The organism is Camelimonas abortus (assembly GCF_042432745.1).
Classification (GTDB): Bacteria; Pseudomonadota; Alphaproteobacteria; order Rhizobiales; family Beijerinckiaceae; genus Camelimonas; species Camelimonas abortus.
In genome coordinates this window covers 2,548,240-2,560,486 of record NZ_JBHLWR010000006.1, presented here as the reverse complement: position 1 = coordinate 2,560,486, position 12,247 = coordinate 2,548,240, and the positions used below count along the sequence as shown (strand labels likewise).

The 12,247-nt window shown below is 73.2% G+C and carries 7 protein-coding genes, 1 tRNA gene and 1 pseudogene; 1 reads left to right on the top strand and 8 read right to left on the bottom strand.

From position 1 onward, the window contains the following. Positions 1–222: 222 nt before the first annotated feature. The 8 genes and pseudogenes from ACFFJB_RS13390 to mtgA all read right to left on the bottom strand — a co-directional run bounded on the left by ACFFJB_RS13390 (position 223) and on the right by mtgA (position 11,006). Positions 223–825, bottom strand: coding sequence for a recombinase family protein (locus ACFFJB_RS13390; protein ID WP_376832003.1), 603 nt, complete (start codon positions 823–825; stop codon positions 223–225). A 1,079-nt stretch (positions 826–1,904) separates the two neighbouring features. Continuing rightward, the gene (locus ACFFJB_RS13385) at positions 1,905–5,096 is read right to left on the bottom strand and encodes an error-prone DNA polymerase (protein WP_376832001.1); all 3,192 of its coding nucleotides are present in this window, start codon (positions 5,094–5,096) and stop codon (positions 1,905–1,907) included. Further along, positions 5,093–6,617 (bottom strand): annotated as a pseudogene (locus ACFFJB_RS13380) (Y-family DNA polymerase). Before ACFFJB_RS13380 ends, ACFFJB_RS13385 begins: the two are co-directional and overlap by 4 nt. Beyond that, positions 6,532–7,293 (bottom strand): ImuA family protein, encoded by a 762-nt coding sequence (locus ACFFJB_RS13375; protein ID WP_376831998.1) that lies wholly within the window; start codon positions 7,291–7,293, stop codon positions 6,532–6,534. The pseudogene ACFFJB_RS13380 and the gene ACFFJB_RS13375 overlap by 86 nt, the downstream one beginning before the upstream one ends. A gap of 404 nt (positions 7,294–7,697) precedes the next feature. Further along, positions 7,698–7,787 (bottom strand) — tRNA-Ser (locus ACFFJB_RS13370). A 148-nt stretch (positions 7,788–7,935) separates the two neighbouring features. Next, positions 7,936–9,639: an EAL domain-containing protein gene (locus tag ACFFJB_RS13365; RefSeq protein ID WP_376831996.1), complete on the bottom strand. Its 1,704-nt coding sequence runs from the start codon at positions 9,637–9,639 to the stop codon at positions 7,936–7,938. A gap of 298 nt (positions 9,640–9,937) precedes the next feature. Further along, the gene (gene rpmF / locus ACFFJB_RS13360) at positions 9,938–10,123 is read right to left on the bottom strand and encodes a 50S ribosomal protein L32 (RefSeq protein ID WP_376831993.1); all 186 of its coding nucleotides are present in this window, start codon (positions 10,121–10,123) and stop codon (positions 9,938–9,940) included. Between the two features lie 196 nt (positions 10,124–10,319). After that, positions 10,320–11,006 (bottom strand): monofunctional biosynthetic peptidoglycan transglycosylase, encoded by a 687-nt coding sequence (gene mtgA, locus ACFFJB_RS13355; RefSeq protein ID WP_376831989.1) that lies wholly within the window; start codon positions 11,004–11,006, stop codon positions 10,320–10,322. 259 nt (positions 11,007–11,265) lie between these two features. Here mtgA and ACFFJB_RS13350 point away from each other — a divergent pair, with 259 nt between their 5' ends. After that, on the top strand, positions 11,266–12,192 hold the full coding sequence (locus ACFFJB_RS13350) for a polyprenyl synthetase family protein (RefSeq protein WP_376831988.1): 927 nt from the start codon (positions 11,266–11,268) through the stop codon (positions 12,190–12,192). Positions 12,193–12,247 lie beyond the last annotated feature (55 nt).

The following is a 12,247-nucleotide window of genomic DNA, read 5'->3' as shown; positions in this document are numbered from 1 at the left end:
GGCAAATTGAGACGCGCCCCGGAAAACGGACGGCGCCGCCCTCGCGGGCGGCCGTCAGGAGAAAAGGCGTCATTGAGGGGGGGGCGGCCGCAGGAGGAGCGTGGACGAACGCTGCGGCGCCGGCGGGCGGCGTCTGGCGGGGCGGCCGCCGCGACGGCAAGGGCGTGCAGGCGCGCGGGGCCAGCGCGGCCGTCCGGACGGGAATGGCGGCCCCGCGCCTGGTCAGACGTCCGCGCCGTCGCCGGCGTCGCCTGCGTCGGGCTGCGCCGGGCCGCCGTTCAGGGCGCGCCATAGCGTCGACCTGCTCACCCCGAGGAAGGACGCCACCGAGCCGACGGACGCCCCGCCGCGCGACAGGGCCTCGCGCGCCTGCCGGATCTGTTCGTCCGTCAGTTTCCGGGGCCGGCCAAAATGTTTCCCCTGCCGTTTCGCCGCAAGGACGCCGGCGTTGACGCGTCCGACGATCATGCGCCGCTCGAAGCCGGCGAGGGCGCCGGCGAAATGGAGCACGCACGCGCCTCCCGGCCGGGTCGTGTCAACATCCTCCACGATCGCGCGAAACCCGGCTCCGCGGTCGCCGATCCGCTGGATGATCGCCAGCAGGTCGATCAGCGACCGGCCCAGACAGTCGAAGCTGCAGACGACCAGCACGTCGCCGGGACCGAGCGCGTTCAGCGCAGCCGCAAGGCCAGGGCGGGCCCGGCCCGCGTCGGGAGTCTCCGCATCGGTGACCACGCGGACGCACCCCTCCGCCTCAAGCGCGGCGACCTGGGCGGCGACAGGCAGCGCCCCGGCGCTGGCGAGGCGGGCATAGCCGACCTTCACCAGCCCCTCCCCCCGAAACGGAGAGGGCTCTCGCTACGAAACCTCTTCATGTCAGTCTTTACATGCCGCTGCGTTTGACAAAGAATTTCTCCTGCATTTCCAGGGAACAGGCGCGCCCGGGCAGCGCAATAGCAAGGCCCGCCAGGAAAACCGGAACGGTCCCTGGTTGTGGCGACAGCCAGAACGGCCGCCTGGACATTCGCGGGAGAAATTCGCTGGAAAACCGCCGGCGCGCCGGCGGGAAACGGTCCCGGCCAGGGCCGGCCGGCGCCGTCGCGCAGGAGCGGATCACCAGGGCGCCCTGCAGGCAGAACCGGTCCGGCGCAGCCGGCGCTCCGAATAGCTGCGGGAAAACCGGCGAAGCGCACAAGGAAAAGCCGGAAGACGGCCTCCTCCTTCAACGAACAGCGCGCAGCTTCCGGATCCCGGCTCTTGCCTGCATGCCCACCTCATCAGGTCTTATTATTTTCGAATAACTTGATCTGCATATACAGACCGCGCCGGGATCCACAACCGCTTTCTGCAATACCATCCAAAATGTTCAGGACGCCGTTCCCGGCCCCCGCGGTTACGCGGCGGGCGGCGCGCCCCACCGAATGACCCAGGCCGCTCCCGGGCCTGCGACGCGCTCCGCCGTCCGCGTTGAGGACCGCCAGCGGCGACGCGCGCGCCGTTCGTAAACGGCGTCAAAACCGGCGCCGGTCAGGTCACCTCCCCCCCTGCCCGCGCATGACCGCGCCTCCCGATCCTCACGCGATAACGACACGAACCATCGGCTTCCAAGACGACGACGTCCCCTGCACGCGTTGTGAAGTCTGAAAAATGTTCCAATCCAGGCTCGCCGGCAGGATATTTCCTTTGTGCATCCGGGTCCGTATCGATGACCGCGCCCCGTCCCAAGAGACCGACACTGTGCGGGGGCCTTCGCAGTCGTGCTGGAGCCTAGCCGGACGTGACCTTCGTCCGGCGGCGGTGATGGTCGCGCCCTGTCTCCGGTCCTGGCCGGCGCGCCAGAAAGCGCGATTCACGTCGTAACGTCATCCGGGGAAGGCCCGACGCGCGCTTCCGGACAGGCGGGCTCACCGGAAATCCCGCGATTGCGAATGAATGGCCGGCGGCGCAAAGGCCGCCGGGCCGGCGCCCGGCGCATCAGGCGATGCGGCGGCGGCGGGAGCGTCCGCGTCGCGCAGCGGCAGCATCGCCAGGCTGGCCGAGAGGTCGATGATTTCCCGGGCGATGATGTGCGTCACCTCGCCTTCCCGCTGCAGCCGGCCGCGCGCCTCCACCAGGGTCGTTCCCAGCACCGCGCGGCGAAACCGCGCGAACACCTTCGGCCATACGATGATGTTCGCCACGCCGGTTTCGTCCTCAAGGGTGATGAACATCACGCCATTCGCCGAACCTGGCCGCTGTCGCACCAGCACCAGACCCGCCGTCCGCACCAGCCGCCCGTCGCGGGCCGAAGTCGCCGCAGCGCAGGAGAGGACCCCGCGCCGGCCCAAATCCGCGCGCAAGAACGCGACCGGATGCTGGCGCAGCGTCAGCCCCACATGGCCATAATCGGCCACAACCTCCGCCCCGGCGGGCATGGGCGGCGCATCGCCGGCAGCAAGCGCGCTCTCCTCCAGCCCGGCCGCCGCGAACAGCGGCAGCGGCGCCTCGCGCAGCGCCCGGATCGCCCACAGCGCCTCGCGCCGGGCCAGCCCCAGCGACGGCCGGAACGCGTCCGCCCCGGCCAGGCGCTTCAGCGCCTCCGGCCCCAGACCGGCGCGCCGGCGCAGATCCTCCACCGACGCATAGGGCGTCTCCGCCCGGCAGGCGACGAGCCGCGCCGCGTCGCCATTGGCCAGCCCCTTCACCATGCGCAGGCCAAGGCGCACCGCAAGGCGCCCGCCGCCCCCCGTCGCCGGCTCCAGCGTGCAGTCCCAGCGGCTGGCGTTGACGCACACCGGCCGCACCTCCACCCCATGACGCTGCGCGTCGCGCACGATCTGCGCCGGCGCGTAAAATCCCATGGGCTGGGCGTTGAGCAGCGCCGCGCAGAACACGTCCGGATGCCAGCATTTCACCCACGACGACGCATAGGCCAGCAGGGCGAAGCTGGCGGCGTGACTCTCCGGAAAGCCATAGCTGCCGAAGCCTTCCAGCTGGCGGAAGGTGCGCACGGCGAAATCGCGGTCATAGCCGTTGGCCACCATGCCGCCGATGAGGCGGCCGGCGAATTTCGACACGTCGCCGGCATGTCTGAACGTGGCCATGGCGCGGCGCAGCTGGTCCGCTTCTCCCGGCGTGAAGCCGGCGCATTCAATCGCCACGCGCATGGCCTGTTCCTGGAACAGCGGCACGCCCAGGGTCTTGTGCAGCACCTTGCGCAGTTCTGGCCGCGGATAGTCCACTTTCTCCAGCCCCGCCCGGCGGCGCAGGTAAGGATGCACCATGTCGCCCTGGATGGGGCCGGGGCGCACGATCGCCACCTGTATGACGAGATCGTAGAAGGTGCGCGGCTGCAGGCGCGGCAGCATGGCCATCTGCGCCCGGCTCTCGATCTGGAACACGCCGACCGTATCCGCCCGGCGGATCATGGCGTAGGTGCGCTGGTCTTCCGCCGGAATGGAGGCCAGGTCGAGGCGGAGCCCCCGGTGCGCCGCCAGCAGGTCGAACGCCCGGCGCAGGCAGGAGAGCATGCCCAGCGCCAGCACGTCCACCTTCATGAAACGCAGGGCGTCGATGTCGTCCTTGTCCCACTCGATCACCTGGCGGCCGGCCATGGCGGCCGGCTCCACCGGAACCAGTTCGTCCAGCCGGTCGCGGGTCAGCACGAAGCCGCCGGGATGCTGGCTGAGGTGGCGCGGCGCCCCGGCCAGCTGCGCCGCCAGGTCCAGCGTCAGCCGCAGCCGGCGGTCGGCCAGGTTGAGGCCGGCGCTTTCGGCGTGGGCGACGCCGATCTTCTCCGACCAGCCCCAGCCCTGGCGGGAGAGCGTCCGGATCACGTCCTCCGGCAGGCCCATGGCCTTGCCGACGTCGCGCAACGCCCCCCTGGCGCGATAGCGGATCACCGTGGCGCACAGCGCGGCGTGATCGCGGCCATAGGCGTCGTATACCCACCGGATCACCTCCTCGCGCCGATCGTGCTCGAAATCCACGTCGATGTCGGGCGGCTCGCGCCGCTCCTCGCTGATAAAGCGCTCGAACAGCAGGTCGTTGCGGGCCGGATCGATGGCGGTGATGCCCAGCACGTAGCAGACGGCGGAATTGGCCGCCGAGCCGCGCCCCTGGCAGAGGATGCCGCGCGAGCGCGCATAGCGCACGATGCTGTCCACGGTGAGGAAATAGGGCGCGTAACCAAGACGGGCGATCAGGTCGAGCTCGTGGCGCAGGTCGTCCAGCACCTTCTGCGGCGCGCCCCCGGGGTAGCGACGGCGCACGCCGCGCCACACCAGCTTCTCCAGCGCCTGCTGTGGCGTCAGTTCCGGCCAGGGGCGTTCGTCCGGATACTGGTAGGCCAGCTCGTCGGGCGAGAAGCGGCAGCGGGCGGCGATGGCCAGCGTGCGCTCCAGCGCCTCCGGATAACGGGCGAACAGCCGGCGCATCTCCTCCGGCGGCTTGAGATGGCGGTCGGCGAAGCGCTCGCGGCGGTGGCCCAGCTCCTCAACCGTGACGTTGTGGCGGATGGCGGTGATGACGTCCTGCAGCATCTGCCGTTCCGGCGCGTGGAACAGCACGTCATTGGTGACCACCGTGGCCACCTGCGCCGCCGCGGCGAGCTGCGACAGCCGCCACAGGCGCAGCTGGTCATTGGGCCGGCGGCGCAGCGTCAGGGCCAGATGCGCCCGCTCGCCGAAAATGTCGCGCAGACGGCCCAGCCGCAGCGCGCAGGTTTCGTCCGGCCGGTCCGGAACGAGCGTGGCGACGAAGCCTGCGGCGCTGGCGTCGAGATCCTCCCAGGACAGCAGGCATTTGCCCTTGCCGGCGCGGCGCTTGCCCAGGGTGAGCAGGCGGCACAGCCGCCCGTAGGCGGCGCGGTCCTGGGGATAGACCAGCACGGCGGAGCCGTCGTCGAGATCGAGCCGGCAGCCCACGACCAGCCGCACGCCCGCGGCCTTCGCCGCCTCATGGGCGCGCACCATGCCGGCGAGCGTGTTGCGGTCGGTGACGCCGAGCGCCTCAATGCCCATCCGCGCGGCGGCGGCGAACAGCTCCTCGCAGCTGCTGGCCCCGCGCAGGAAGGAGAAATGGGTGGTGACCTGCAGTTCGGCGTAGCGGGCGCTCATGCGAAAATCCCGTGCAGGAACCAGCGCTGGTCGCCGCTTTCCGGCCGCTCGCCGTCGCCGCAGCGAAACAGCCAGTAACGCCGGCCGTTTTCATCCTCCACGCGGAAATAGTCCCGCACCGCGGTCATCTCCGCCTCGCGCGCCCACCATTCGCCGCGGATGCGCTCCGGCCCGTCGGCGCGGCGCACCCGCCGGCGCACGCCGCGCCAGGAGAACCAGACCGGCGGATGGTCCGGCAGCAGCGCCATGGTCTCCACCGGCTCCGGCCGCGGCAGCAGCCGCGGCGGGCGGGGCCAGTCGCCCTCCCAGGTCGCGCCGGTCTCCGGCGCCAGCGGCGGCGTGGCGGCGAGGGAGCGCTCCGGAACGTCGCTCTGGCGCGGCCGGAAGCGGCGCACGCGGTCCTCGCCGACGCGGCTCGCCAGGGCGTCGATCAGGCCGGCGATGTCTTCCTGCGCCTCGCCGGCGAGCGGCGCCGCCATCTGCCGCGCCGGCAGCGGCTCAACCCAGGAGGCGGCCAGCTCCATGGTCTCAACGCCAAAACCGGGATCGATGCGTTCCAGCTTCAGCTGCAGCAGGCGGAACAGACGGGCGGCGTCGCGGTCCGGCCGGGCGAGGCCGACGCGCAGCGTCTGGCGGGCGCCGTCGACGCGATGCGCCAGCAGGTCCACGTGGCGCGCGCCCAGCTCCCGCGCCGCCAGCCGTTCGCACAGGGCCACAGCCAGCCGCTCCACATGGCGGGCGATGGTCTGCGGAGCGCTGACGGGCTCCGCAAAGCTGCGCCGCGCCGTCACCACCTCGGGGGGGGCGCACCGGCTCGACAGGCTCCGGCGCGCGGCCGAGCGCCTGGTCGAGCCGGCGGCCCGGCTCCGGGCCGAAACGCAGCAGCAGCGCGGCGCGCGGCCGCTCCAGCAGGTCCTGGACGCGCTCCAGCCCCAGCTGGCGCAGGCCGTCGGCCACGTCCGGCGGCAGGCGCAGGGCGGCGACCGGCAGCGGCCGCAGCAGGGCCTCCGCCGCGCCGGGGGGAACCACCAGCATGTCGCGCGCCAGATAGCGGGCGGCGGCGTGGGCGGCGCCCGGCGTGTCGGCCACGGCGGCCCGGGCGCTGAAGCCGGCTGCGGCGAGACGGCGGGTGAGCGCCGCCAGCATGGCCGCCTCGCCGCCATGCAGGTGATCCGTCCCGGTGACGTCCATGACCAGGCCGTCCGGCGGATCGGGCGCGACGACAGGAGAAAAGCGCCGCTGGGCCCAGATGGCCAGCCGCTCCAGCGCCGCGGCGTCGGCGCGCGGATCAGCCGCCATGACGGCGAGGCCGGGAACCAGCGCCTGCGCCTGCGCCACCGGCATGCCGGGGCGCAGGCCGAGCGCCTCCGCGGCCGCGTTCACGGCGACGACGACGCGTCTGGCGCCCTCGCGGCCGGCGAACAGCAGCGGCGTTTCAGGCGACGGCGCCGCGGCGCCAGCCTGTCTGCGCAGACGGTCCGTCGGCCAGCGGGGCAGAAAGAGCGATACGACCCTCTGCATCACAGGCCTCCACTTCAAATGCGGCGCTGTCGCCGGCGCGGCAGCGCGCCAGCTCCAGCAGCCAGCGGGCGCGGCCGAGCCCGGGAACCGGCAGGGGCGCCGAAGGCAGGGCCGTGACCCGCCAGCGGGTGACGCTGGCCGTGGGCTCGCCGAAACCGGCGGCCTCCGACGGGCGGCGCCAGCGGCGGATGACGAGGCAGGTGACCCCGCCCTCCTCCGCCGCCAGCTGCAGACGGCGCGACGCCGTCATCGACAGGCGCGAAACCTCCCCCACCACGCAGGCGGGCCCACGGTGACGCAGCCCCTCCTCCAGGCAGGCGAGCAGGGATTTTTCGTCGCCCGCCTCCACCATTATGAGCCGGTCCGGATGCAGGCCGGCCTGGGCGAGGCCCGGCGCGAACAGGTCGCGACGGGTCACGCACCACAGCGTCCTGCCGCCGGCCCGGGCGGCGATTCCGGCTGCGAACAGGGCGGCGGCGGCCCCGTCCACGGCGCCGTCGCCGCCGCCGGCGATCTCGTGCAGCGCGCCCAGCGGCAGGCCGCCGTCCGGCAGCCGGCGGTCGATCTCCGGCACGCCGAAGGGCAGCACGCGCCGCGTGCGCGCCGCCAGGCGCCCAAGGCGGGCGATGCGCGCGCGCAGCTCCTCAATGACGGGTCTGACGGCGGAAGCCGGCATGGAAAGAACAACCTCCCGGCGTCAGGCGGCTGGCCCTGCCGGCCGCCATATGTTCTCTTTTTGTTCTCACACGAAAACAGAGTCAACCAGTCGCGTCAGGTCATCCCGCCCGTCGCCGCGACGGGCGTCCGCGCCACACGGCCGGCGAAACGCCGGGCGGGCCCGGGACTGGCGCCGGCATGGAGACGCACCTGGCCCGCAGCCGCGCCCAAGCCGCCGTACGGGACGACGGCGCCGGCGCCGCCAGATGCGGACGGCGCCCCGCGCACTGTCACACAGCCAGTGCAAGCGCTCCCGCGCCAGGAGCGCAGGCGCGGACGGAGCGCAGGCGCGGACGGGCCCGCGCCGCGCGCGCGACCGCAGCCGCGCCGGCAACCCTGATCAACATGAGACGGGAAGGGAAATGGCGGAGAGGGAGGGATTTGAACCCCCGATACGGTTGCCCGTATGCCGCATTTCGAGTGCGGTGCATTCAACCACTCTGCCACCTCTCCGCAAACACGAGGCGTAGACCTGTGGTTTGCGCGGTTCCTACACGACGGGCCGGCGCCGATCAAGACCCTGCCGCGACGGCGCCGGCGTTTCGCACAGCCGCGCCCGCGTCACGCCGCCACACGGCCGCGCGCGGAAAAATCATCCGGCTCAGCAAAGGGGCGCCAGCACGGGAACGCCGGTCTCGCGCACGCCTTCCGTCAGGGCGCGGACAATGAAACGGTCCGGCCCCGCCAGGGCGAGGCCGCTCCGGGCCAGCCGGCCGTCGAGACAGACAAGGTCAACCGCCATGGCGGCCAGATCGTCCCGCCCCAGCCAGCCGGCGCCATAGCCGCTGACGGCGATTCCCACGCCAAGCGCCTTGAGCATCGCCAGATGCTGGGCGATCACCCGCGGCTCGGGACGCTCTCCGCCGGCCCCCTCCCCGGTTTCCCCGCCATCGCCGAACGCTTCCTCGTCCACCGCAATGGTCAGGCGCGACGCGACACCCGGATGCGCCGCCAGCCACGCCGCCAGCGCGCCGCGCCACTCCGCGCCGGCGACCGAGCCGGTGGAAACCGTCAGCAGCAGCGCCGCGGAGCGGTCGCGGTCCAGCTCGCGCACCGCCAGCTCCAGCATGCGCGCGTCCAGCAGGCCGGCGAGGCCCGCCCGTCGCGCCGCGGCGGCGAGCACCGCCCGGCCCATGAAGCTGCAGCCGTCGGCGCAGGGCGCGACCGGCGTGGCCGCGTCCAGCCGCAAGCCGGCGCCGCCCGGCTCCACGAGGCCGTGACGGCGCAACCCGACGGCGCGGGCGTTGAGCAGGCGCGCCACGTCCGGCGCAACGGCGGCGACCGCTCCGGGGCGTCGCATCGCCGCCGGCGATGCCGTCGCCAGCGGCTCGCCGGCGGCGGCCGCCTCACGCGCCGCCGCCTCGGCGGTCTCAAGCAGCGCCGGCGCATCCGCCTCACCCGCCTTGGCGGCCACAAGACCAATATGGGCGGAGAACGCCGGGCAGGCCCGCTCCAGCTGGCGCAAAACCGCAAGGGCCGCGTCGCGTCCCTGGTCCGCGTCGCAGCCGTTCAGCAGGAGGGCGAACTGGCCGCAATCCAGCCGCGCCACCACGTCCGTGCGGCGCAGCCGGCGGGTGATGGCCCTCGCCGCAGCCTCCATCACGCCAAGAGCGGACGCGGCGACGTCCGGCCGGCGGGGCAGCAGCAGGCAGGCCGCGACGCACACGCCGCGCCGGCCGCGCGCCTGCTCATGCAGCACGGCTGCGAGGGTGCGCAGCAGGACATCCCGCGCCGGCTCCAGACGGCGGGCGAACACGCCGGCGTCCGCGCCGCGCCCGTCCAGCGGCGAAAGCCGCAACACGCCCTCCGCCCGGGCGGGGCGGCCATCGGCGCCCGCATGCCAGCGGCCGCGCTCCTCCACCACGCACAGGCCGCGCGCGATGCTGGCCACGTAACGGCAATGGAACGGAACGCCGTCTCCGGCGTCCGGGCCCGCGGCGGCGGCGATGGCGGTCGCCCTGTCCGGACCGGAGCCGGCGGCGACGGTCGCGGCCCATTCGGCCCCCGTCGCCAGCTGGCCGCGACGGCCAAGCACGGCGCGGGCGGCCGGCCCCCAGCACAGCCTGTCCGTAGCCAGATCCCATGTCCAGGTGGTCATGTCACAGGCGGCGAGCGCCTGGCGCGCTTCCGGCGCGCGCCCGTCGCCCGGGGCGACCGGCCAGCGCGCCTGCGACGGCGCGGCGCCAGGGCCGGCGGCGTCAGCGCCGCCTGCGACGGCGTCCGGGCGCTCCTGCGCCGCCACGCCCGCCTGCCCGCTCCGCCGCAGCTGAAAGGTTTCGCCCAGTTTGCCAAAAATGCCGCGCATGGCCTGCTTCCGCGCATGACCGCGGCGGCGCGCTCCCGTCACGACGGCGCGCCCCGGAGACGGCGCAGCGCCGTCCGGCGGTCATCAGTTGGTCCCCATGTTGGGAGCCGGTTTGCTAACAGGCGGTAAAATCCGGAAAAAACCGTGCGGCCGTCCCCGCAATCCGCTCTCCCCGCGGCCGGGCCCGCGCGGGCGCGAGGCCGGCGGAAACAAAAGAACCCCGCGCACGCAAGGCGCGGGGTTCTGCAAATCACTGCCCGCCCTCCGGTCCGCGGACCGTCAGGCGACGCCCGCCAGATCAGGCGTCGGAGCGGGGCTTCAGGACCTGGCGACCGCGATACATGCCGGTCTTCAGGTCGATGTGGTGCGGGCGGCGCAGCTCGCCAGAGTCCTTGTCCTCAACGTAGGTCGGAGCGGCGAGGGCATCGGCGGAGCGGCGAAAACCGCGCTTCATCGGCGAAGTCTTGCGTTTTGGAACGGCCATTTCAGTCTCTCGAAGCGTTGCTGTAACGTCGGCCCGAGCGGCGGCGCTACAGCGGCCGCGATCAGAACCCGTTTCATGGGGAATGCGGGCTTATACAGGCTCGGCGCGCCCTTGACCAGCCCTGCGCCCCGCGACGCGCGATTCAATTGCGGCGGTTGCGCCCCGCCGTCAAGCCCCGAAAGGCGGCCAGAATGTCTCACAGACACGGCAGCGCCTGCCGGCGCGCCCGGGCGGCGATGCGCCCGGCCCGCGCCGCCACGTAACGCGACGGGCGGGCGGCGTCGTAACGGTGCGGATTGGGCAGCACCGCGGCCAGACGGGCGGCCTCGGCCATGGTGAGTCTGGCGGCGCTCTTGCCGAAATAATGCTGCGCCGCCGCCTCCGCCCCGAAAACGCCGTCGCCCCATTCGGCCACGTTCAGATACAGCTCCAGCGTGCGCCGCTTGGACCAGACCGCGTCGGCGACCATCGCCAGCGGCACCTCCAGCGCCTTGCGCAGCGGCGAGCGCCCCGGCCACAGCATCAGGTTTTTCACGGTCTGCATGGTGATGGTGGAGGCGCCGCGGGTGGGCAGGCCATCCTCATCCACCTCGCTGAAGGCGGCGCGCATTTCCACCCAGTCGACGCCGTGATGCTGGCAGAAGCGCGAATCTTCCGAGGCCACCACCGCCAGCTGCAGCGAAGGGGCGATGCGGTCCAGCGGCGTCCAGACGCGCGTCACCGGCTGGCCGGAAAGCCAGCGCGCCAGCATCAGCGTGGAAGGCGGCGGGACCACCGCGTACAGCAGCGCCAGCCCCACCGGAACGGCGGCGAGCAGGGCCAGCCCCAGCGACACGCCGCCGGCGAGGCGGCGCACGAAAGGGCGCCGGCGCGGCGCGCTCACGCCCGCCTCCGGAGCATCCGCAGCGGCTGCGGCGGGCGGTCGCGCCGTGCGCCCGTCTGGTTTCCTCCTGCCGGAAGCCACAAGCCGCTCCGCCTCCCTTGCGGCCCCCGCGGCGCGCGGAGGCCGTTCCCCATGACCATAAGCCCGGCCGGGGCGGTTGTCTCGCCCAAAGCGCCGGCCGCCGCCCTCCGGACTTGACCGGTCGCCGTCCCTCCTGCAAGCCCTGCCAGGCGACAGCGCCGGTTACGGAGAAACGGGAATGTCCACCGCCAATGACAGGCGCGACAGCGCCTTCGCGCAACGCCTCGCCGAACGCGCCGCGACCATGGAGACCGTGCTGGCGGACATTCTCGCCGAACGCGCCGGCCAGACCCATCCGCGCCTGCTGGCGGCCATGCGCCATGCGGCGCTGGGCGGCGGCAAGCGGCTGCGCCCGTTCCTGACCATCGAGGCCGCCGTCCTGTGCGGCGCGCAGGCGGAGAGCGCCTGGCTGGCCGGGGCCGCCATCGAGCTGCTGCACTGCTATTCGCTGGTGCACGACGACCTGCCGTGCATGGACGACGACGACCTGCGCCGCGGCCAGCCCACGGCGCACAGGGCCTTCGACGAGGCCACGGCGATTCTGGCCGGCGACGCGCTGCTGACTCTGGCCTTCGAGGTGCTGGCCGATGAACGCGCGCACCCGTCGCCGGCGGCGCGGGCGGCGCTGACGCTGGGCCTCGCCCGGGCCGGCGGCATGGCCGGCATGGTCGGCGGCCAGATGCTGGACCTGGGCGCCGAAGGGCGCTGGGGCGCGGCCTCGCTGGACGTGGACGGCGTGCTGCGCCTGCAGGCGCTGAAAACCGGCGCGCTGCTGCGCTTCTCCGTTGAGGCGGGCGGCGTCGTCGCCGGCGCGGACGCCGCCACCGCGGCGCGCCTTTCCCGCTATGGCGCGGCGGTGGGCGCCGCCTTCCAGATCGCCGACGACATTCTCGACCACGAATCAGACGCCGCCACTCTCGGCAAGCGTACGGGCAAGGACGCGGCGAAGGGCAAAGGCACGCTGGTGTCGCTGCTGGGGCTCGCGGAAGCGCGCGCCTTCTGCGACCGGCTGATCGACGAGGCCACGGCGGCGCTCGACGCCTTCGGCGCCGAAGCGGACGTGCTGCGGGCGGCGGCCCGGTTCGTGGGCGCGCGGCGCAGCTGACGGCGCGCCGCCAGGGCGGCGCGCATGGAAAAGGGCCATGCCAGGCATGGCCCTG

Excerpts from the sequence above, each read along its gene's own strand:
- ACFFJB_RS13350 (WP_376831988.1), top strand. The coding sequence starts at position 11,266 with ATGTCCACCGCCAATGACAGGCGCGACAGCGCCTTCGCGCAACGCCTC.
- ACFFJB_RS13375 (WP_376831998.1), bottom strand. The coding sequence starts at position 7,293 with ATGCCGGCTTCCGCCGTCAGACCCGTCATTGAGGAGCTGCGCGCGCGC.
- ACFFJB_RS13385 (WP_376832001.1), bottom strand. The coding sequence starts at position 5,096 with ATGAGCGCCCGCTACGCCGAACTGCAGGTCACCACCCATTTCTCCTTC.
- rpmF (WP_376831993.1), bottom strand. The coding sequence starts at position 10,123 with ATGGCCGTTCCAAAACGCAAGACTTCGCCGATGAAGCGCGGTTTTCGC.
- ACFFJB_RS13365 (WP_376831996.1), bottom strand. The coding sequence starts at position 9,639 with ATGCGCGGCATTTTTGGCAAACTGGGCGAAACCTTTCAGCTGCGGCGG.